The organism is Gemmatimonadaceae bacterium, assembly GCA_020846935.1.
GTDB lineage: Bacteria > Gemmatimonadota > Gemmatimonadetes > Gemmatimonadales > Gemmatimonadaceae > RBC101.
This window is the reverse complement of record JADLCY010000013.1, coordinates 42,009-62,704: the sequence shown is the minus strand read 5'-3', so window position 1 is coordinate 62,704 and position 20,696 is coordinate 42,009. Positions and strand designations below refer to the sequence as shown.

Here is a 20,696-nt window from a genome sequence, read left to right as displayed (position 1 = left end):
GCGACCTTCGCGAGGGGGTAGGGCGGTAGCGTGATGCGTGGCCCTCGGCCCCGGGGCCAGGGACTCGACGACTACGTGCGACGGAGCGCTTCGTGACGACAGCGGTAGCCAGCAGTACAGACATGGCCCTCGTGCAGGGGGTGACACGCGAAGTCGGAAAACGCGTGGTGGGTCAGGAGTACATGGTCGAGCGGCTGCTCATCTCGCTTCTCACCGGCGGACATGTGCTCCTCGAAGGTGTGCCGGGGCTCGCCAAGACCCTGACGGTGCGCACGCTGGCCGAGACGATCCACACGGCGTTCCAACGCATCCAGTTCACGCCGGATCTGCTCCCGGCCGACGTGCTTGGCACGCAGATCTTCGATCAGTCCACCGGGTCGTTCAGCGTCAAGCACGGCCCGATCTTCGCCAACATCGTGCTCGCCGACGAAATCAATCGCGCGCCGGCCAAGGTGCAGGCCGCGCTGCTCGAGGCGATGCAGGAGAAGCAGGTCACGCTTGGCGGCCAGACGTTCGTCCTCGAAGAACCGTTCCTCGTGCTCGCGACACAGAACCCGATCGAGCAGGAGGGGACCTACCCACTCCCCGAGGCGCAGGTGGACCGCTTCATGCTCAAGCTGCGGGTGGGCTATCCGTCGCGCGATGAAGAGAAGGAGATCATGCGGCGCATGGCAGGTGGCGAACCCATCCCCATCACGCCCGTGGCGCATCCAGCGGCGATCCTCGAGGCGCGCAAGCGGATCACCGAGCTGTACATGGACGACCGCATCGTCGACTACGTGGTCGACATCGTCCACGCCACGCGCGTGCCGGCGGAAGCGGGCCTGAAGGACCTGACTGGGTTGATCGAGTTTGGTGCCTCGCCCCGCGCGACGATCGCGCTCGCGCAGGCGTCGCGGGCCCATGCGTTCCTGCGCGGGCGGACGTACGTGACGCCTGACGACGTGAAGGCCATCGCGCCCGATGTGCTACGGCACCGGGTGCTGACGACCTATGAGGCCGAAGCCGAAGAGGTCACGAGCGATGAGATCGTGAAGCGCATCCTGGACACGGTCGAGGCGCCGTAGGTGCGGTTCTGGCGGCGGGCGGCGACGGCGAAGACGCCTGGCCGTGCCGGCTCGGGCACCTCGCCGAACGCGTTTTCGCACGAGTCGTTCACGCCCGCGGGTCGCTCGTCATCGGCGCTGGGGATCTCGCCGGATGTGCTGCGTCAGGTGAAGCGCATCGAGCTCCGCACGCGCCGGCTCGTGAACTCGCTGTTCTCCGGGGAGTACCGCTCGATCTTCAAGGGGCAGGGCATGGAGTTCGCCGAGGTGCGCGAGTATCAGCCCGGCGACGAAGTGCGGTCAATCGACTGGAACGTCACCGCGCGGATGCGGCGGCCGTTCGTGAAGCGCTACATCGAGGAGCGCGAACTCACGCTGGTCGTGGCGCTGGACGTCTCCGGCTCGGAGCAGTTTGGCACCGTGTCGCGTTTCAAGGCGGAGATGGCCACCGAACTGGCCGCGGTCCTCACGATGAGCGCGGTGCGCAACAACGACCGCGTGGGCGCGTTGTTGTTCACCGATCGCGTTGAGCACTTCGTGCCGCCGCGCAAGGGCCGGCGGCACGCGCTGCGAATCCTCCGCGACGTGCTCGTGCATCAACCGAGGGGAACCGGGACCGACATCGGGGCCGCGCTCGACTTTCTGCGCCAGCTGCTCCGGCAGCACACGATCGTGTTCCTGATCTCAGACCTTGCCGACGAGGCGATCGAACGGCCGCTCAAGCTGCTGGCCCAGCGACACGATGTGGTCGTGGTGCGTATCGAAGATCCCACGGAGTCCTCCCTGCCCGATCTCGGGCTCGCGCGGTTTGTGGACCCGGAGACGGGTGACCTGGTGGACGTCGACACAAGCGATCCGAAGGTACGCCGCGCCTTTGAGTCGGCCATGGTCGCCGATCGCGCGGCGGTGCGTCAGATGCTCCGCCGACTGGCCATCGACGAGATTCCGATATCGACGCGCGAGAGCTTCATCGAGCCGCTGCTGCGCTTCTTCAGGGCCCGCGAGCGGCGGGTGGCGCGCGGATGAGGCCCGCGGTTCTGATGTGCGCGCTCCTCGCGCCTGTTGTTGCCGCGGCCCAGGACGTGTCGATCCAGCGCGGGGTGGCCGTGCAGCCGGAATCGGTCACGGTGGGCGACCCATTCCACGTCACGATCCGGATCCGGGCACCCAGGGGCGCCGTGCTCGAGTTTCCCGACATGCCCGACTCCGCGGGCGGGGTGGAGGCGCTCGATCGGGTCAGCGTGACACCGGGGGCCGACACGACAGTGGTCGATCACACCGCGACCTACCGGTTGGTTGCCTGGGACGTGGGCCGGCTGCCGCTCCGTTTCGCCGACGTGCTCCTGCGCCTCGACGGACAGGAGCGTCGCATCGCCGTCGGTCGTGACCTTGCCATCGTGGTCACGAGCGTGCTGCCCGCGGACAGCGCGCTGCGCGTGCCGAAGCCCGTGCGGCCGGTGTTCGAGTTTGGCCCGCCATGGTGGTACTGGGTAGTCGTTGCCCTGATCGGGCTGGCCCTCGTCGGTCTCCTGTGGTGGTGGTGGCGACGACGAAAGCGGGCCCCCTCGATCGCGCGCGACCCCTACGACGACGCCCTCGCTGCCTTTGCGCACGTCGAATCGTTAGGCCTCGTTGCGGCCGGTGAGACCGGCCACTACCTGGCGCTCAACGCCGAGGTCGTTCGCGGGTATCTCGCGCGCGTCGTCCCGGTCGCCAGGGTCTCGTTGACGACCTCGGAGGTCGCGTGGGCGCTTCGTGGCGAGTCGCGGGTCTCGTTGCCCCGACTCGCGCGGGTGCTGCACGACATCGACCTCGTGAAGTTTGCCCGACTGCCGGTCACCGAGGCACGGGCGGTCGAACTCGCGGGTGAGTGCCGGGCCATCGTCACGTCGGTGCACGAGGCCCGGCAGGCAGCGACGGCGGCGAAGGCGGCATGACCACACGCGTCTTCGACTCGCTGCTGCTGGTTGCCGTGGCCGTATTCCTTGGCGCGTTGACGGGCTGGCTGGTGATCGGTGGACACGCACGCCGCCGGCGTCGATTGCTGGCACTCGCCGAGGCGCACCTGCTTCCCCGACTCGTTCCCCTGGATGCCGGTCGCGCCGGTGCGCGTGCGATTCGGCTCGGTCTCGTGGCCGTGTTCGGCGGGCTCGCGCTCGCCGGCCCGCGCTGGGGCGAGGAGCCCACCGCCATGCGAGGAGAAGGGGTCGACGTGGTCCTGGCGCTCGACGCGTCGCTGTCCATGATGGCGACCGACGAGCGCCCCAATCGTCTGGAGCGTATGAAGCAGGAGGTGCGCCGCTACCGCGACCTCTCGCGCGGCGATCGTGTCGCGCTCCTCGCCTTCGCCGGACGGAGCTACATCCTGACCCCGCTGACCGTGGATGAGGGTGCCATCGAGCTGTTCCTGGACAACCTCGACCCCTCGGTCGTGGGACAGGCCGGGAGCTCGCTCGCGCGCACGATCGCACAGGGCACGGACCTGTTGCTGGCCACGCGCACGGCATCGGATCGCGCGCTCGTGATCCTGAGCGATGGCGAGGCCTTCGAGCCCGCCGAGGATATTGCCCAGGCGGCGCAGCGCGCGAAGGACAACGGCGTGTACGTCGTGACGGTGGGCTTCGGCACGACCGAGGGCAGCACGATTCCGCTGGCTGGCGATCGTGGCGAGGTGAAGCGCGACGAGAACGGCGACGTCGTCATCTCGCGCTATCATCCCGAAACGCTGCGCGCGGTGGCCGAGGGAGCGCAGGGCACCTTCATTGATGCGGGAGCGACGGACAAGGCCGCGCGCATTCGCGGCGCTTTGCAGGGCCTCCGAACGTCCCAGCGTTCGCTGGCCGGTGGCACGAGTCGCACGCCGCGCTTCCAGTGGTTCCTGTGGCCGGCCTTGTTGCTGCTTGGGCTGGACTCGTGGATGCAGGTGAGGCGCCGGCGGCGAGCGGCCGCGCTCACGGGGGTCGCGGCCGGGGCGCTCGTGACGGCGTCGTGTTCACTCGCGAGCAACGTGCCGCGTGACGCCGCGCGCGAATTCAACGCCGGGCGGTACGCAGCCTCCAGCGCGCTGTACCGCCGGGCCATTGCGCGGGGCGACGCGAGGCCGTCGATGGCCTACAACTTTGGCACGGCCCTCGTGGCCGCGGATTCGACCCTCAACGGCATCGAAGCGCTGGAGCGCGTGCGAACCAGCGACAACGCGGAGCTGCGCTTTCGGGCCTTGTTCAACAGTGGGCTCGCACACCTCAAGCGCGGGCTGGCCGCGGAGGCCCTGCAGGATTCGTCGGCGCGAGCATCATTTTCGGCCGCCGTGGCGACCTACAAGGAGGCGTTGCTCCTTCGGTCGTCGGATGTCGACGCCAAGTGGAACTACGAACTGGCCCTGCGCAAGGAGGATCAGGCCGGTGGAGGTGGCGGAGGCGGCGGCGGTGGTGGAGGCGGCAACAGCGACGCGGACCAGAGCGAATCCGAGCCCGACACGCCGCAGTCGCAGCAGCCGGCCGGTGGACTGGGTCAGCAACAGGCGGAGCAATTGCTGAACGCGGCAGCCCGCGAGGAGCGGGGCGTGCAGGGGCGCAAGCAGAAGGACGCGCGTCCCAAGCCACCGCCCGGGGGCAAGGACTGGTGAGGGGCTGCGTCGTGGTGGCTGGCGCGCTGGCGGCGATGGCCGTGAGCGTTGGCGCGCAGGGCCGTTCGTCGGGCACGCCGCCCGAGATCGTCGAGGCGGCGCGGCTCGATCCGTCGCGCGAGATCAACTTCGCGTCGGGGGTCTGGCCCGCGCGGCTCTACGTGGGTCAGCAGGCCACGTACCAGATCGGGATCTTCCTCAGCGAGGCGATGCGCAGCCGCCTGAGGAGCAACCCGCAGTTTGTGCCTCCCGACGTGCGATCGATGATCGCCTACGACCTGCCGGTCCCGGCGCGGCTCTTCCAGCGTCGCGAGGCGGATCGCACGTGGGATGTGCACGTGTTCTCCCGCGCGCTCTTTCCCCTGTCGCCCGGGACGCAGGTCGTCCCTCCGGCTCGGCTGACGTATTCGGTGCCCCTCTCGAACTCCATCTTCTCGCGCGAGGAGAGCCATTCGGCGCGTTCGGCGCCCCAGACCCTGACGGTACTCGAACCACCGGTGGCCGATCGCCCGGCCGGCTACCTTGGCGCGGTGGGTCGACTCGCGGTGCGCGCGCGTGTGGACACGCCATACACGCGCGTCGGCGATCCCGTGCTGCTCACGCTCACGGTGTCCGGCATCGGCAATGTGGGGCTCTTTCCGCGACCGGCGCTCGTGTTGCCCTGGGGCCACGTCGTCGCCGGGACCGAGCGGGTCCGCGTCGACTCGTCCGCCACGCTCATCGCCGGTGACAAGGAGTTCGAATGGGTACTGACGCCGCGCGTGGCGGGCGCGCAGTCGATCCCGGGGATCCGTTATCCTTACTTCAACCCCTACACCGAACGGTACGAGGTGGCGATCACGCCGCCGTTAGGCATCGTGGTGCGGACGGGGACACTGGCGGCGCCGGACGCGGGCGGCAGCGGAGGCGGCGAATCGCGACTGGGCCTGCGACGCGTGGATCGAGGCGACGTCGCCCTCCCGTGGCCAGCGCATCCGCTTTTTTGGGTGGGCGTGGCGTTCGCACCGATTCCGGCGGCCGTCGCTCGCTGGCGTCGCCGACGGGTCCACGAGACGCCGCGGCCCACGCCCCGCCACGCGCTCGATGCGCTGGCGCGTGCGGGGAGCGTCGATGTCCGTCACGTCCGACGGGTTGTGCATGATGCACTCTCCGCGCGCATACCAACGCTGCGAGCACCCGGTGGTGACGTGAGCCGCGTCGAACGGATCCTGCGGCGCGCCGGCGTCAGCGTGGCCACCGCCAGGGATGCGCGGCGCTTGCTCTCGATGCTCGACGAGGCGTCATGGGCGGGACGCCCGCCTGCGGTCGACGCCGACCTCGCCGCGCGCGCGACATCGCTGCTCGATCGGATCGACGAAGAGGCCGTGCCCGTCGATCGGCCTTCGACCCCTGCCCATCACTGGCCGGCCATCGGCCTGCTCATCGTCGGAGCCGGCGTCGGGGTTGCCCTGAGCGCGCAGGGCGCGGGAGCACGCGACGCGTTCCAGGTCGCGGTGTCGGCCTATGACGAGGGCGACGTGTCGTTGGCGCGACAGGGCTTCCACGCGCTCGCGCTCCAGCGGCCGCGTGCCCCTGACGTGTGGGCCAACCTGGGCACCGCATCGTGGGAGCTGGGCGACACGGCCGGCGCCGCGATCGGGTGGCAGCGCGCGCTTCGGCTGCAACCGCTGGCCGAAGACGTGCGGAAGCGACTCGGCGGCACCCCGTCGTTCCGCGGCGGCCTCGACGGCGACGTGCCGCCCGTCCCGGTGAATGCCACCGCGGCGTTAGGCGCGCTGTGCTGGGTGGCGGGCTGGCTGCTGCTGGCCCGGTCACGACGAACGCGGGCCTGGTCGTTCGCGCATGGGCTCATCACGAGCGGGATCCTGCTGGGACTGGCGACGGTCTGGGCGGCCGACGTGCAGCGCGGGAGACGGCAGGTCGTCGTGGTCAGTCCGGACGTGCTCCGCGACGCGCCGGCCATGTCCGCGCGACGCGGGGCATCGCTCGATCCCGGCGAAACCGGTCGCGTCGTGGCCACGCAGGGGGCATGGACGCGCGTGCGGTTTGGCGACGATCGCATCGGGTGGCTCGACGCGCGGCGCGTGGAATCGCTGGAAGTACCGTCGACGCCCTAGATTCCGGCGCGTCCGCTGCGCGCCACGCCGGCGGGAGACCACTCCGGACCTGCGCCGCCCTTCGTGCCCCGCATCGCCGTTCTCGCCAGCACCGTCGCCGACCAGATCGCGGCGGGTGAAGTCGTCGAGCGTCCAGCCTCGGCGGTGAAGGAACTTGTGGAGAATGCGCTGGACGCCGGGGCCACCGACGTCGATATCGATGTCGAGGATGGCGGGCGCGCGCTGATCCGCGTCAGTGATGACGGCATCGGGATGGATGACGGCGATGCCGTGCTGGCGTTGTCGCGTCATGCGACCTCGAAAATCGTGCAAGCGAGCGACCTGGTTGGCGTGGCGTCGTACGGCTTTCGCGGCGAGGCCCTGCCAGCGATCGCCTCGGTGTCCCGTCTCGAGCTGTCCACGGCCACGGCGGATGGCGAAGGAACGACCGTGCGCTCGTCAGGCGGAGTGATCGACGCGGTCACGCAGGCGGCTCGGAGGCGTGGCACGACGGTGAGCGTCTCGCAGCTCTTCTTCAACACACCGGCCCGGCAGAAGTTCTTGCGCAGTGCGCGCTCGGAGTGGCGCGCGATCGCCGATACCATCGTGACCATGGCGCTCGTGCGACGCGACGTGCGCTTTCGCGTGCGGTCTGACGGTCGTGACGCGCTCACGCTGGCGCCGGCCCCGAGTCTGCGTGCGCGCGTCGGTTCGATCTGGGGGGCGCCGTACGTAGAGCGGTTCGTCGACGTGGACGGCGTGTCGGGGACGGTGCACGTGCGGGGCCTCGTGGAACGACCGGCCGACGCGGGCATGGCGTCCAGGCGGGCGTTCGTCATCGTCAACGGCCGGCCGGTACGCGACACCGGCGTGGCGCGTGCGGTCGAGGGCGCCTATCGCTCCACCTTGCCGGCCGGCCTGCGACCGTCGTTCATCCTCGAACTCACCGTGCCGGCGCAGGAGGTCGACGTCAACGTGCACCCGGCGAAGGCGGAGGTGCGCTTTCACAACCGATGGGCGATCGAACGGGCCATCGAACACGTCGTGCAGCGGGCGCTGGGCACGTCGGACGCCGCGCCATGGGTTGGGCGGCCATGGGCGCCCGGCCAGGGTGCCATGTTGCCGCCCCCTTCATCACTGCCCATGCCGTCGCGCACCGGGGATGCCGATGGCCTGTTTGCGGTTGAGCGGGAGCACGACGTCGCGGCGTCGCCCGCCAACGCCTCGGACCATGCGGCCACGAATGATCGCCTCGACGTTCCCGACCTGGTGCAGCTCCGCCGCACGTGGATGCTCTACGAACACGAAGAGGGCGTGATCCTCGTCGACCAGCACTCCGCGCACGAGCGTGTGCTGTACGAGCGCTTTCTCGGCGCGATCCGGGACGGTTTGGCGCCGTCGCAGCGCCTGCTGTTTCCGGAGACGGTGCACCTCGCCCCCGAAGACGCCGACGTGTTCGAGGAGAATGCGGAGCTGCTGCGGCGGGTCGGGTATGAGGTCGAGAGTTTTGGCGGTCACACGCTGATCGTTCACGCCGTCCCGGTGCCGCATCCGCGGTTTGATGCGATCCGATGCCTTCGCGAATCGCTGGCCGCGCTGAGTGGTGGACGCGAGGCCGCGACGCATGCGCGACACGAGCAGCTGGCGGCCACGGTCGCGTGCAAGGCGGCGATCAAGGCCGGGGACGCGCTGTCCCAGGCCGAGATGCAGGCCCTCTTCAGGGCGCTCGCGGGCGTGGCGCTCCCGGCGCACGATGTCCACGGGCGCTCGACGATCGTGCGGCTGTCATGGGACGAACTGGAGCGCCGGTTTGGCCGTCGTTAGGCTGGCGGTGATCACCGGCCCGACCGGCGCGGGAAAGTCCGCCGTCGCGATGACCCTGGCAGCGCAAGGGCCCGTCACGGTCGTGAGCGCCGATTCGCGCCAGGTCTACCGTGGCTTCGACATTGGTACCGCCAAGCCGAGCGCCGCCGAGCGCGCGGCCGTGCCGCATGCGTGCATCGACATGGCCGATGCCGACGAGCGGATCAGCGCGGCGCGATGGGTCGCCGCGGCCACGGAAGCCATCGACGCGGCCCGGCGCGCGGGCCGCACGCCGCTCGTGGTTGGGGGCACGGGACTCTACCTGCGGGCGCTCTTCGAGCCCCTGTTCCGGGAGCCGGCGCTCGAGCCCGCGGCGCGCGCCCAGCTCGAAGGCGAACTCGCCCTCCGATCCACCGAAGACCTCCGCCGTGAAGTGGCCGCCCTGGATCCGGAGCGCGCACACCTCGGCCGCACGCAGCTGTTGCGCGCGATCGAGATCGCGCGCCTGACCGGCCGCCCCATTTCCGCGTGGCACCGTGAGTCGCCTGGTCAGGCCCGCTTTGCGCCCGCCTACCTGGTAGTGGAGCGTGGTGTGGCGCTCGGCGCACGGTTGGTTGCGCGCACCGCGGCGATGTTCGACGCCGGGTGGATCGAGGAGGTTCGGCATCTCGTCTCGTCGGTGCCCGAAGGGGCCCCCGCGTGGAACGCAACCGGCTATGATGCGGTTCGTCAGGTCGTCCGGGGCGAGACGACCCTTGCCGCGGCGCGCCACGAGATCGTCGTTCGTACGCGGCAGTACGCGAAGCGGCAGCGCACCTGGTTCCGGCACCAGCTGCCGCCGGACGCGGTGACGGCGGTCGACCTCGAACACGACGATGCGTCCGAACACGTGCGCCGATGGTGGCGTGCGCAGGAGTCCACGTGAGAATCGGCATCACCTGCTACCCGACGTACGGAGGCTCCGGCGCCATGGCCACGGAGCTCGGCATCGCGCTCGCCCAGCGCGGCCACGAGGTCCATTTCATCACCTATCAGCAGCCGTTCCGGCTGCCGTCGTTCCTGCCCGGCGTGTACTTCCACGAGGTGGACGTGGGCCGCTATCCGCTGTTTGAGTACCCGCCCTATGACCTCGCGCTCGCCGTACGCATGCACGAGGTGGTGCGGTCCCACGAACTCGACCTGCTGCACGTGCACTACGCGATCCCGCACGCCACCAGTGCCTGGATTGCGCGCGAGATGCTGCGCGAGAACGGCCACGACGTTACGGTGATCACCACGCTCCACGGCACGGACATCACGATCGTCGGGCAGGACCGCTCGTTCCACGCGATCACCAAGTTCTCGATCGAGAAGTCGGATCGCATCACCGCGGTGTCCCGCTATCTCCGCGACGAAACGTTCCACGCCTTCGGGTGCGCCGGGTGCGAGGTGGAGGTGATCCACAACTTCGTGGATCCACGCATCTACGATCGAGCGCGCTACACGCCGCTCCTTCGCGATCGTCTCGCCGGGCGACGGATCCTGATGCACATCTCCAACTTCCGGCCGGTGAAGCGCGTGCGGGACGTCGTGCGTGTCTTTTCGGCGATCAATCGCACGGTGCCCTCCGTGCTCGTCATGGTCGGTGACGGTCCGGAGCGCACCGAGGCCGAGGACGAAGCGCGCATCCAGGGCGTCGCGGAGCACGTGCAGTTCCTCGGGAAGATCGATTCCGTCGCCCCGCTGCTCGCCAGCGCCGATCTCTTCCTGCTGCCGTCGGAGAAGGAGTCCTTTGGACTGAGTGCGCTGGAGGCGCTCGCCACCGGCGTTCCCGTGGTCGGGTGTCGCACCGGCGGCCTGCCCGAGGTCGTGCGCGACGGCGAGACGGGTGCGTTGCGCGATGTTGGCGACATCGAGGACATGGCGGCCGGCGGACTCGCCTTTCTCCAGGACGACGCCACGTGGGGCGCCGCGTCGGCCCTCGCCGCACGGGATGCCCGCGAGCGCTTTTCCCGGGACGCGATCGTCACGCAATACGAGGATCTCTACGCGCGCGCCCTGGCGCGCGAGCCGCGTCGCTCCATCACCGGTGGGGCATGACGGTCTTCGAAGCCATCGTCCTCGGCCTGGTTCAGGGCCTCGCAGAGTTTCTGCCGATCAGTTCCAGCGCCCACCTGGCGCTGGCCCCGTGGGTGCTCGGCTGGGAGGATCCTGGTCTCGCCTTCGACGTCGCGCTCCACCTTGGCACGCTGCTCGCGCTCCTCTGGTTCTTTCGCCACGACTGGATCGCGTTGGCGCGTTCCGGGTGGGGCGTGCTCCGCACGCGTCGTGTGGAAGGCGAAGAGGCACGGCGCGTGATCTTCATCGCGCTCGGGACAATTCCGGCCGCGATCACCGGCGTGGTGCTGGCGGATGCCGCCGAGAGCACGCTTCGTGCGCCTCGACTCATCGCCACGACGCTGATCGTGATGGGCATCCTGCTGTGGCAGGCCGACCGCGCCGGTCCCCGTGATCGCTCGCTCGGGCAGATGCGCTGGCTGGACGCCGCGATGATCGGCGTGGCCCAGGCCTTTGCGCTGATCCCGGGAGTATCGCGGAGCGGGGCCACGATAACCGCGGGACGCGCGCTCGGGTTCGATCGCGCATCGGCGGCCCGCTTCTCGTTCCTGCTCAGCTTTCCGATCACGGCCGCAGCGGTCGTGGTCAAGGTGCCAGACGCCCTGCGAACCGGCGGGCTCTCGGCGCCATTGGTCGCGGGGATCGTCGCGGCGGCGTTGAGTTCCGGGGCCGCCATCGCGATCCTGTTGCGGTACGTGAGTCGGCGCAGCTACGGCATCTTCGCCCTCTACCGCGTGATCGCCGGGCTCGGCATCCTCGCGCTGTGGTACGCGAGGCGTTAGGCGCGTGACCGCGGGACGCTACGACGGCGAAACGGCGGACGGACTGGCGCGGCGATGTGGCGTCCCGCGCGTCGTCCTGCTCGAGGCCGTCCCCAGCACCATGGACATCGCACATGCGGAGGGCGAAGCCGGCGCCCCGCCCGGGACGCTGGTGCTGACCGATCGCCAGACCGAGGGACGGGGGCGGGGAGGGAAGAGCTGGCAGTCGGCCGCTGGCGGGAGTCTCACGATGACGCTGATCGAGCGCCCGATCGACGACGCCGCCATCGCCGTGCTGTCGCTCCGCCTCGGGCTTGCCGTGGCCCCTGCGCTCGAGCAGTGGACGGACGGTCCCGTGCGACTCAAATGGCCGAACGACGTGTTCGTGGGCGACGGCAAGCTCGGAGGCATTCTGGTCGAGGCGCGGTGGCGAAACCAGCGACCGGAGTGGGTGGCCATCGGACTGGGCATCAACGTGGTGCGTCCGACGCTCGCGGGTAGCGCGGGGCTCGCGCCCGGGGTGTCGCGTCTGGAGATTCTCCCCGCCCTGGTGACTGCGGTGCGCGAGGCCGTCGCGCGCACGGGCGGCCTGGCTCCGGATGAGGTGGCGGCGTTCGCGCGCCGGGACCGCGCGCGGGGTCGCCGCATCGTCGAGCCGGCGCGCGGAATCGCGCACGGTGTGTCGGCGGGCGGCGCGTTGCTCGTGGAGACGGTCGATGGCCTCGTGTCGTGCGCGACCGGATCCCTCGTTTTCATGGAGGAGTGAGTACATGCTGCTCGTGTTTGACGTGGGGAATACCGAGAGCACCCTGGGACTGTTCGACGCGTCGAACCTGCGCGCACACTGGCGCATCGTGACGGATACCGCGCGGACGCCGGACGAAGTTGGCCTCGTCCTGCGAGGTCTGCTGGCGGCCCGAGGGGTTGCGGTGCCGGATGTGCACGGCGTGGCGATCGGGTCCGTGGTGCCTGGCATGAACGAGTCACTGATCGCCGGATGCACGGACCTGTTCGGGCGGAAGCCACTCATGGTGGATGCACGGTCGCCGCTCCCGATCACGCTCGACGTGCTCGAGCCCATGACCGTCGGCGCCGATCGCCTGATCAACACGCTTGCTGCGTCGCGTTTGTTTGCGGCCGACACGATCGTGGTCGATCTCGGCACGGCCACCACGTACGACTGCATCACGCGCGATGGGGTGTTTCTTGGCGGCGTGATCGCGCCGGGGATCCGGACGTCGGCGGAAACGCTGTTTCGCCGCACGTCGAAGCTGCCGGCCACGGAACTCCTGTCCCCCGAGCGGGTCATCGGGCGCCGCACCGAAGACTGCATCCGCTCGGGGGTGGTGTTCGGCGCCGCCGCCGCGCTGGATGGGATCGTCGACCGGATCAGGGCCGAGTGGCCAACGGGCCGGGAGCCGCTGGTGGTCGCGACGGGCGGGCTCGCGCCGATGATCGCCCCGATCTGTCGCACGGTGGATCGGGTCGAGCCGTTCCTGACGCTTCAGGGACTGTCGCTCGCGTTCGAGCTGCTGTCGGGGTCAGGGGGCTGAATCCCCACCGGCCGGGTTGATCGCAGAGGTCGGGATGACGGCGCAGGTCCAACCGGCTAACCGCTGGTGTGCGAATGGGTTAGCGCGTGTCATGGTTCGATTGACTCCGTGGCGATCGTCGGCTAGCTTTGGGTTTGTTAGCACTCATGGTGATTGAGTGCCAATGGAGGACCATTCAGCACAACCTTTCGCACAGGCAGGAGGAACGACGTCTATGGCGACGAAGAACGCCGCAGCGACGAAGATTGCGCCGCTCGCTGACCGCGTGGTGGTGAGGGCACTGGAGGAGACCGAGACGATGCGGGGTGGCTTGTACATCCCGGACACCGCCAAGGAGAAGCCGCAGCAGGGTGAGATCGTGGCCGTCGGGCCGGGCCGCTTCGAAGACGGCAAGCGTGTGCCGCTCGATTGCAAGGTCGGGGACAAGGTGCTGTACGGGAAGTACTCCGGCACCGAAGTCGCGGTCGAAGGCGAACAGTACCTCATCCTCCGCGAGAGCGACGTGCTCGCGGTGATCAACTGACCAATCAGGGATAACATCCAATGGCTGCCAAGGATCTGCACTTCAACACGGACGCGCGCGCGGCCCTCAAGCGCGGCGTCGACCAGCTGGCCGATGCGGTCAAGGTCACGCTCGGCCCCAAGGGCCGGAACGTCGTCATCGACAAGAAGTTCGGCGCCCCGACCATCACCAAGGACGGCGTGACCGTCGCCAAGGAAGTCGAGCTGGCGAACCCGATCGAGAACATGGGCGCCCAGATGGTGAAGGAAGTCGCCACCAAGACGTCCGACGTCGCGGGTGACGGCACCACCACCGCCACGGTGCTCGCCCAGGCGATCTATCGTGAGGGCCTCAAGAACGTGACGGCCGGCTCCAACCCGATGTCGCTCAAGCGCGGTATCGAGAAGGCCACCAACGCGGTCGTCGAGGAACTCAAGAAGATCTCGGTCCCGACCGCCGGCAAGAAGGAGATCGCCCAGGTCGCGTCCATCTCCGCGAACAACGACAAGGAGATCGGTGACCTCATCGCCGACGCGATGGAGAAGGTCGGCAAGGATGGCGTGATCACGGTCGAAGAAGCCCGCGGCATCGAGACGACGCTCGAGACGGTCGACGGCATGCAGTTCGACCGCGGCTACATCTCGCCGTACTTCGTGACCGACCCGGACAAGATGGAGGCCGTTCTCGAAGACGCCGTCATCCTGATCCACGACAAGAAGATCTCCGCGATGAAGGACCTGCTTCCGGTCCTCGAGAAGGTCGCCCAGCAGGGCCGCCCGCTCCTCATCATCGCCGAGGACGTCGAGGGTGAGGCGCTGGCCACGCTCGTCGTGAACAAGCTCCGCGGCACGCTCAAGGTCGCCGCCGTCAAGGCGCCGGGCTTTGGTGATCGGCGCAAGGCGATGCTGCAGGACATCGCGGTGCTCACCAATGGTCAGGTCGTGTCCGACGAAGTGGGCTTCAAGCTCGAGAACACCGTCGTCACCGACCTTGGCCGCGCCAAGCGCATCGTGATCGACAAGGACAACACGACGATCATCGACGGCAACGGCGAGAGCGAGAAGATCCAGGGTCGCGTGAAGGAGATCCGCTCGGCGATCGACAAGAGCACGTCCGACTACGATCGCGAGAAGCTCCAGGAGCGTCTGGCCAAGCTCGCCGGTGGTGTTGCCGTGATCAACGTCGGCGCCGCGACCGAAGCCGAGATGAAGGAAAAGAAGGCGCGCGTCGAGGATGCGCTGCACGCGACCCGTGCGGCCGTCGAAGAAGGCATCGTCCCGGGTGGTGGCGTTGCCCTCATTCGTGCGCAGCGTGCGCTCAAGGGCCTCAAGCTCGAAGAGCACGACGAGCAGATCGGCGTGGACATCATCAAGCGCGCCATCGAGGAGCCGATTCGCATGATCGTCGCCAACGCCGGTGGCGAAGGCTCGATCGTCGTCGAGAAGGTTCGCAGCTCGAAGGATGACGCGTTCGGCTACAACGCCCTCACCGACACGTACGAGAACCTCGTGCAGTCGGGCGTCATCGATCCCACCAAGGTCACCCGCTACGCGCTGCAGAACGCGGCGTCGATCGCGGGCCTCCTCCTCACGACCGAAGCGCTGATCGTCGAGAAGAAGGAAGACAAGCCGGCGGCGCCTGCGGCGCCGGGCGGCATGGGCGGGATGTACTAGACCCGGCGCTCGTTACCGGTTTTCGAAGGCTGAGCGGGGTCCGGGCATGTGCCCGGGCCCCGCTCTCGCATTGGGGCACGCCGCCCCTTCGATGGTCCGCCGCGGCAACGGCACGCCATTGAACGGTTGACCCGATTCGGCGCGCGTGCTCCATTGTGCGCATGCGAGTTATGGTGTGGCTCCTGGTGGTCGTGGGCCTCGCCGCCGGGTCACGGCGGCTCGCGGCGCAGCCGCTCACCGTGTTGGCGCGAGCTCGGGTACAGGCGGCCGTCGACGCGGTGCGTCATGACTCGAGCGCGATTCGTGAACGCGCCTGGCGGCGCGAGATGCGGTCGGCCGACCCCGTCGTCGCAAGACTCGCGACGTTGGGCGTTGCCACGCTCGCACGGCGCACGTATCGCTACCCGGAGTCCGACGCGCTCCTGGCCTCGCTGCTCCCGCGTGGTGCGACGCTCGACGCCATCGGCGTGCAGGCGTCGCTTGCGCGGGCCGCATCTCTCGTTACGCGCTGGCGGCCTGTCGAGGCGGGGGCGGCGCTCGAGGCCACGCGACGGGGCGCGATCCAGATCGGCGATTCCGTGACCGAAGGCGAAGTGCTGGCGATCATGGCCACGTTCGCCGCCCGTTCCGGCCATCGCGATTCGGTGCGTCGTCTGATGCGCGACGCCGTCGCACGCGTGTCGGCCGGCTCCTCACAGGCCGCGCTCTTCAAGTGCACCGAAGCCTCGTTCCTGCGCGGGGAAGCCCTGCGGACGGCTGACACACTCGTCACCGAGGGAACCGCGCTCGCGCGATCCCTCGGCGACACGCTCGTGCTCGCGCGCTGCCTGCTGGTCCGCGGCACGCTGGACGAGGCGCAGGGATCCATCACGCGCAGCAGTGGCCCGATCGGCGAGGCCATCGCCCTGCTGCGTGCCTCGAAGGACCTCGAGGGCCTGGGTTCCGCGCAGCAATGGATGGCCTACACGCTCATTCAATACGCCCAGGAGTTCGGATCGGGCCGCCGCCTGGCGGAGCAGGCCATCGCCAACGGCCGGCAGGCCCAGGCGCCGCTCGTGGTGGCCTGGGCGGGTCTCAACCTCGCGCAGGTGGCGCTCCGTGTGGGGGACGCGGTCGCTGCCCGTCGTGCCGCGCTCGACGCTCAGGCGGCGTTCGGCCGCCTGGGTGATCGCCAGGGAGAACTGGCTTCGCGAGGCATCCTCGCGGATGCCCTCATGCTCGCGGGCGACGTGCCGGCCGCGCTGGCAACCTACGAAGCCGTGGCGCGCCAGATCGCGCAGATGGGTGGGACCAACGCGCTGAGCCCTAACCTTCTGCGGCAGGCGGCGGGCCACATCGAACTCGGCAACCTGTCGCGAGCAGAGCGCCTGGTCGATTCGTCGGTGGCGCTGGCCACGTCGACCGGCGTGCAGGGGATCGTCGTGAGTTCCCAGCATTACTGGCGCGGGCTGATCGAGTCACGTCGCGGGCGCTACGATGCCGCCATCGAGCGCTTCCTGCAGTTCAAGCGCGGCGTCGGGCCGCAGGCGTCCCACCTGAACCTCGATGCTGACCTCCGCATCGCCGAGGCCTTTGCCCGCTCTGGACGTTTCGAGGCCGCGGAATCGGTGTTTACGCGCGGCAGCGCATCACTGGACCGCATGCGGGGCCGCGCCGCCTCCCGGGGCGACGTCCTTCGACTCCTCACCGGCCAGCGCTACGACACCGACACGGACCTCGGCATCGCGACCACGGTCGCCGAGTTCGTTCGTGTTGGCCGGCTCGAGGCCGCCTTCAGAATCGCCGAATCGGAGCGCGCGCGCTGGCTGTGGACGCAGCGCGCGCGACGCGACGCCATGGCCCGCACGAAACCGGATCGCGGACCCCTGGACGACCGGATGATCGATGCACGCGACGTGCAGGCCGCGCTGGAACCGCGGACCGTGGTCGTGTCATACGTGACCGGGCGTGGTGGCGAGCCAACGACCGCCTTCGTGATCTCGGCGACGCAGCTGCGTGCCGTCGTGCTGCCGCCCATCGACTCGATGACCTCCGATGTCGAGCGCTTCGTCGCATTGCTCGAAGGCGGCAGTCCCGCCACCGCACTCGCGCGGTCACTCGGCAAGCGCCTGCTCGATTCCGTGATGCGCGCCTTGCCCGCCGGCGTGCGCGAACTCCGGCTCGTGCCCGACGGGCCGCTCCACCACCTGCCGTTTGACGCCCTCATGCTGGCCGATGGGTCGAGGCTCCTCGATCACGTGGCGATCAGCCGCTCGCCGTCCGCACGACTGGCCGTCGCGCCGTCGCGCCCGGTGGCCGGAGGGCGTATCGTGGCCTATGGCGACCCGATCTTCGATTCGCGCTATCACCTTGCTCGCCTTCCGGGATCGGCCGACGAGGCGCGCGCCGTCGTCCGCGCCGGCGGCGGCCGCGGTGAAGCACGACTTCGCCTCGACGCACGGGCGCCCGCCTTTCGCGAGGACCGCTTCGACGGCGTCGGGGTGCTGCATCTCGCGACCCATGCGCGAGTGCAGGACTGGGGGCTGATCGACAACGCGGTGTTTCTGGGCGCCACGTCGGACGACGACGGGCGGATCGGCGCCGACGATCTGGCCTCGATGTCCCTCGGCGTGGGACTCGTCGTGCTCAGCGGCTGTCGAACCGTCGGCGGACTCGTGGCCACCGGTGAAGGCGTTCAGGGACTCGTGGCGCCGTTGCTGGAGGCCGGCGTCGGCGCCGTCGTCGTGACGCACTGGGACATCCGCGACCGCTCGTTGATCGCCCTCATGGAGGATCTGTACCGAGGACTCGCCGCCGGCATGACCACGAGCGAGGCCCTGGCGCGGGCCAAGCGGTCGTCGATGCGGCGCGGGGATTCGCCGACGGTGTGGGCGTCCGTGAGTCTCGTTGGCGACGGGACCCTGCGACCGCTCGTCAGGGCGTCCGCGGCGTCAGCCGATGGACTTCGCTCCGCTGCCGTCGACCGTCGTCGTATCGCACGGTAATCCACCACTGCAACGAGCCCGCGCTCGCCGGAATCATCGCGGTGACGGTCGTATCGGCCACGCGCTCACTGACGACGGACGTCCCGTCGTCGCGCGTGACTTCGAGCTCGTAACCAACGGCACCCGCAACGGGACGCCACGCAAACGTGATCGGTCCGGCCGGTGCGCTGACGCCAGGTGTGAGGGCCACGATGGCGGTGTCTCCGCCCCGGAGTGGTCCGGCGTCCTCGCCGCCCGTGCGGGTGCTCAGGGCGATCGCCACCACGACCGACGCGGCGAGCGCGAGGGGCACCCCGAGCCGAAACACGGAGTGCCCCCGCGCGGGTCGCCCACGCGACGTGTCGCGAAAGAACAGAAACTCCGCGCGCATTCCTTCGTCGGCGAGGACCGCGTCCACCAGCGCTTCGCGGTCCGAACCGACATAACTGCCGGTGGCCAGCGCATGAACCGTGTCGACGGGGACCGTCGCCGCGCCGGCGCTGGCGCGGCGCTGCGCACGCCGCCGGGTGTACAGATCTGCCAAGGTGACATCATCCCACTTCATCACGGGCTCCCGTCGGAGGTGAGGATGCGCTTGAGGTCCGCGAGGCCGCGGTACACCTGATTGCGCGCCTGGGCGCTGGTCCAACCGAGTGTTACCGCCACCTCGGCCAGCGAGGCGCCGTCCAGGTGCAGGCGCACGGCTACCCGGCGCGACCGTGGCAGCGAAGCGATGGCGATGTCGAGGCGCTCGAGCAGGTCGCTGTCGTCAGGCGCGTGCGGCAGCACGGTTTCGTCGATCGCGACGGTCGCCGCGGATCTCGAGAGTCGATCCCGCCTGACGAGATCGATCGCCGCCGACGAGGCGGCCCGCCAGGCGTAGGTCGCGTTGACATCCGCGCCCATGCCGTCGCGCTCGATCAGGTTCCACAGGCGCACGCGCACATCCTGCGTCACCTCGTCCAGGTCGTGGGCCGAGAGGCCGTACTGGCGAGCGGCGCGCTGAATGACACCACCCCACCGAACGACGAGGGCCTCGATGCGTTCGGAGAGGGCGCGAGCCGGACTGTCTGTTGGAGCGGTGGCGGGGCGCCCGCCGGGCAGGGACATGCCCACAAAGTTAGGCCCCACAACCGCGACCGGGGAGCCGGCTTGCGCCCTCCCACGAACGCGAACGGCGGCCCGCCGCACTGACATGGGCCGGGGGGTCGACAGGGACTGGGCAGCGAGTGTGGCGCGCATCACCGATATCAACGGAGAGAGGTGCCGCTCTTTCTCACCGGTCGACGGCACGGTGCACAGAACCTGGGGGCGCAGCACGCGGCGGCGCCCCGACGACCAACCAGGGATTCGATCGCATCGGCCTGCATGTGCGGGTGGACGCGTACGCCTCGGTCGCCGGATCGCCGAGCAGGGCGCCCCGGCTGGCGTCTCCCCGAGTCCCTACCTGCGGACGAGCGCACGCGCCCGAGGTGGTTGAGCACCGGGTGTGGTCCTGCCGGTCGGTGCCCGGCCGTGCTAGCGTTCGCGCGACCCGTACCGGAGCGACGATGCGCTCCGACAGGAGGGGGTTTGCGCGTCCTGATTCTGGGATCCCGCCATCCGTGGCGCATGGAAGTGGCCGTCCAGCACGCACTCGTTCGTGCCGGTCATCAGGTGGAGGTCTTCGATGACCGGCGATCTGCGCGGATGGTCGGTCACCGGCTCACGCAGCGCCGCGCCCTGCGGGCCGCCAAGCGGTTCCGCCCGGATTTCGTCTTCCTCTCCAAGTGCCATCGGCTCGCGCTGGAGACGGTGGCGGCGATCATTGCCGGGGTCCCGAACGCAATGTGGTTCCACGACGCGCCGTACCACACCGAGCTGCACCGTCCGGAGATCGCGCACTATGCCGCTGTCGGTCGCTTGTCCGAGGTGTTTTTCGTGACAGGCTTCGTCGAGGAATGGCGCGCACACGGGCTTCCTGCGGCCTTTCTTCCCTCGGCAGGCGCACTCGAGATCACTCCGGTGCCGGCGGATCCGGCGTGGCGCACGGACGCATCGTTCATTGGCGCGGGGTATGACACTTCCCGCGCGGAGTTCCTCATGCGCCTTGCCAAGGTCCACGGTGTGCGCGTGTACGGTCCGGGGTGGGAACCGTGGCGCGACCAGCTGGCGTGGAATGGGGGAGAAGTGGCGGGCGACGCGTTCTCCCGCGCGTGCACCAGCGCGGCGTTCTCCCTTGGCATCCTGCCAAAGATCGCCGCAGGAACCACGACGTATGCGTCGGACCGGATGTGGATGGTGATGCTCGCCGGCGGCCTCTACCTCGGTCCACGCACACCCGGGTTGGATGCGTTTTTGCTCGACGAGGAGCACTGCGTCTGGTACGACGACATCGACGACTGCATTGCGCGCATGGGTCGCCTCCTGCCAGACATCGAGCGTCGCGCGGCCATTCGTGCCTCAGGAGAGGCGTTCGTACGCGCCCATCACACCTATGACGCCCGCGTGCCGTTCCTGCTCGGGCGTCGGGGCTGGGAAAACCCGCTCGCTGCTCGGAAGCCCGGGGGCTGAAGAGTGCGCTCGACGCTCCGACGA

Annotated in this window: 17 protein-coding genes; 15 read left to right on the top strand and 2 right to left on the bottom strand. The window is 69.4% G+C overall.

The window, feature by feature from the left end:
- Positions 1 to 122 precede the first annotated feature (122 nt).
- The 14 genes from IT361_15875 to IT361_15810 all read left to right on the top strand — a co-directional run bounded on the left by IT361_15875 (position 123) and on the right by IT361_15810 (position 18,140).
- Positions 123 to 1,067: an AAA family ATPase gene (locus tag IT361_15875; protein MCC6319153.1), complete on the top strand. Its 945-nt coding sequence runs from the start codon at positions 123 to 125 to the stop codon at positions 1,065 to 1,067.
- A 117-nt stretch (positions 1,068 to 1,184) separates the two neighbouring features.
- On the top strand, positions 1,185 to 2,072 hold the full coding sequence (locus tag IT361_15870; protein MCC6319152.1) for a DUF58 domain-containing protein: 888 nt from the start codon (positions 1,185 to 1,187) through the stop codon (positions 2,070 to 2,072).
- Between the two features lie 14 nt (positions 2,073 to 2,086).
- Positions 2,087 to 2,983 carry a hypothetical protein gene (locus IT361_15865; protein MCC6319151.1) on the top strand — a complete coding sequence of 299 codons (897 nt, stop codon included), beginning with the start codon at positions 2,087 to 2,089 and terminating at the stop codon, positions 2,981 to 2,983.
- Positions 2,980 to 4,671 carry a VWA domain-containing protein gene (locus IT361_15860; GenBank protein ID MCC6319150.1) on the top strand — a complete coding sequence of 564 codons (1,692 nt, stop codon included), beginning with the start codon at positions 2,980 to 2,982 and terminating at the stop codon, positions 4,669 to 4,671. Before IT361_15865 ends, IT361_15860 begins: the two co-directional genes overlap by 4 nt.
- Positions 4,668 to 6,788: a BatD family protein gene (locus IT361_15855; GenBank protein MCC6319149.1), complete on the top strand. Its 2,121-nt coding sequence runs from the start codon at positions 4,668 to 4,670 to the stop codon at positions 6,786 to 6,788. The genes IT361_15860 and IT361_15855 overlap by 4 nt, the downstream gene beginning before the upstream one ends.
- A gap of 63 nt (positions 6,789 to 6,851) precedes the next feature.
- A complete protein-coding gene (gene mutL / locus IT361_15850) occupies positions 6,852 to 8,591 on the top strand; it encodes a DNA mismatch repair endonuclease MutL (GenBank protein MCC6319148.1) in 1,740 nt (579 codons plus the stop codon).
- Entirely contained in the window at positions 8,578 to 9,495 is a 918-nt protein-coding gene (miaA, locus tag IT361_15845) for a tRNA (adenosine(37)-N6)-dimethylallyltransferase MiaA (protein ID MCC6319147.1), read from the top strand. The genes mutL and miaA overlap by 14 nt, the downstream gene beginning before the upstream one ends.
- Positions 9,492 to 10,649 (top strand): N-acetyl-alpha-D-glucosaminyl L-malate synthase BshA, encoded by a 1,158-nt coding sequence (gene bshA / locus IT361_15840; protein ID MCC6319146.1) that lies wholly within the window; start codon positions 9,492 to 9,494, stop codon positions 10,647 to 10,649. The genes miaA and bshA overlap by 4 nt, the downstream gene beginning before the upstream one ends.
- Positions 10,646 to 11,449, top strand: a complete 804-nt coding sequence (uppP, locus tag IT361_15835) for an undecaprenyl-diphosphatase UppP (GenBank protein ID MCC6319145.1) — start codon at positions 10,646 to 10,648, stop codon at positions 11,447 to 11,449. Before bshA ends, uppP begins: the two co-directional genes overlap by 4 nt.
- Positions 11,450 to 11,453: 4 nt before the next feature.
- Positions 11,454 to 12,194: a biotin--[acetyl-CoA-carboxylase] ligase gene (locus IT361_15830; GenBank protein ID MCC6319144.1), complete on the top strand. Its 741-nt coding sequence runs from the start codon at positions 11,454 to 11,456 to the stop codon at positions 12,192 to 12,194.
- A 4-nt stretch (positions 12,195 to 12,198) separates the two neighbouring features.
- Positions 12,199 to 12,981 carry a type III pantothenate kinase gene (locus tag IT361_15825; GenBank protein ID MCC6319143.1) on the top strand — a complete coding sequence of 261 codons (783 nt, stop codon included), beginning with the start codon at positions 12,199 to 12,201 and terminating at the stop codon, positions 12,979 to 12,981.
- 214 nt (positions 12,982 to 13,195) lie between these two features.
- Positions 13,196 to 13,504 carry a co-chaperone GroES gene (gene groES / locus IT361_15820; protein ID MCC6319142.1) on the top strand — a complete coding sequence of 103 codons (309 nt, stop codon included), beginning with the start codon at positions 13,196 to 13,198 and terminating at the stop codon, positions 13,502 to 13,504.
- Between the two features lie 20 nt (positions 13,505 to 13,524).
- Positions 13,525 to 15,156, top strand: coding sequence for a chaperonin GroEL (gene groL / locus IT361_15815; protein MCC6319141.1), 1,632 nt, complete (start codon positions 13,525 to 13,527; stop codon positions 15,154 to 15,156).
- 161 nt (positions 15,157 to 15,317) lie between these two features.
- Positions 15,318 to 18,140, top strand: coding sequence for a CHAT domain-containing protein (locus IT361_15810; protein ID MCC6319140.1), 2,823 nt, complete (start codon positions 15,318 to 15,320; stop codon positions 18,138 to 18,140).
- Here IT361_15810 and IT361_15805 read toward each other — a convergent pair.
- Together IT361_15805 and IT361_15800 are read right to left on the bottom strand one after the other, a co-directional pair.
- Positions 18,070 to 18,684, bottom strand: coding sequence for a hypothetical protein (locus tag IT361_15805; protein ID MCC6319139.1), 615 nt, complete (start codon positions 18,682 to 18,684; stop codon positions 18,070 to 18,072). The genes IT361_15810 and IT361_15805 overlap by 71 nt on opposite strands.
- A complete protein-coding gene (locus tag IT361_15800) occupies positions 18,684 to 19,229 on the bottom strand; it encodes a sigma-70 family RNA polymerase sigma factor (protein ID MCC6319138.1) in 546 nt (181 codons plus the stop codon). The genes IT361_15805 and IT361_15800 overlap by 1 nt, the downstream gene beginning before the upstream one ends.
- 462 nt (positions 19,230 to 19,691) lie before the next feature.
- Here IT361_15800 and IT361_15795 point away from each other — a divergent pair, with 462 nt between their 5' ends.
- Positions 19,692 to 20,672: a glycosyltransferase gene (locus IT361_15795; protein MCC6319137.1), complete on the top strand. Its 981-nt coding sequence runs from the start codon at positions 19,692 to 19,694 to the stop codon at positions 20,670 to 20,672.
- Positions 20,673 to 20,696 lie beyond the last annotated feature (24 nt).

What these genes read in the sequence shown, in the direction of transcription:
- groL (MCC6319141.1), top strand. Translation starts at nt 13,525, where the DNA reads ATGGCTGCCAAGGATCTGCACTTCAACACGGACGCGCGCGCGGCCCTC.
- IT361_15800 (MCC6319138.1), bottom strand. Translation starts at nt 19,229, where the DNA reads ATGTCCCTGCCCGGCGGGCGCCCCGCCACCGCTCCAACAGACAGTCCG.
- IT361_15860 (MCC6319150.1), top strand. Translation starts at nt 2,980, where the DNA reads ATGACCACACGCGTCTTCGACTCGCTGCTGCTGGTTGCCGTGGCCGTA.
- IT361_15865 (MCC6319151.1), top strand. Translation starts at nt 2,087, where the DNA reads ATGTGCGCGCTCCTCGCGCCTGTTGTTGCCGCGGCCCAGGACGTGTCG.
- uppP (MCC6319145.1), top strand. Translation starts at nt 10,646, where the DNA reads ATGACGGTCTTCGAAGCCATCGTCCTCGGCCTGGTTCAGGGCCTCGCA.
- IT361_15825 (MCC6319143.1), top strand. Translation starts at nt 12,199, where the DNA reads ATGCTGCTCGTGTTTGACGTGGGGAATACCGAGAGCACCCTGGGACTG.
- IT361_15805 (MCC6319139.1), bottom strand. Translation starts at nt 18,684, where the DNA reads ATGAAGTGGGATGATGTCACCTTGGCAGATCTGTACACCCGGCGGCGT.
- IT361_15875 (MCC6319153.1), top strand. Translation starts at nt 123, where the DNA reads ATGGCCCTCGTGCAGGGGGTGACACGCGAAGTCGGAAAACGCGTGGTG.
- groES (MCC6319142.1), top strand. Translation starts at nt 13,196, where the DNA reads ATGGCGACGAAGAACGCCGCAGCGACGAAGATTGCGCCGCTCGCTGAC.
- IT361_15810 (MCC6319140.1), top strand. Translation starts at nt 15,318, where the DNA reads ATGCGAGTTATGGTGTGGCTCCTGGTGGTCGTGGGCCTCGCCGCCGGG.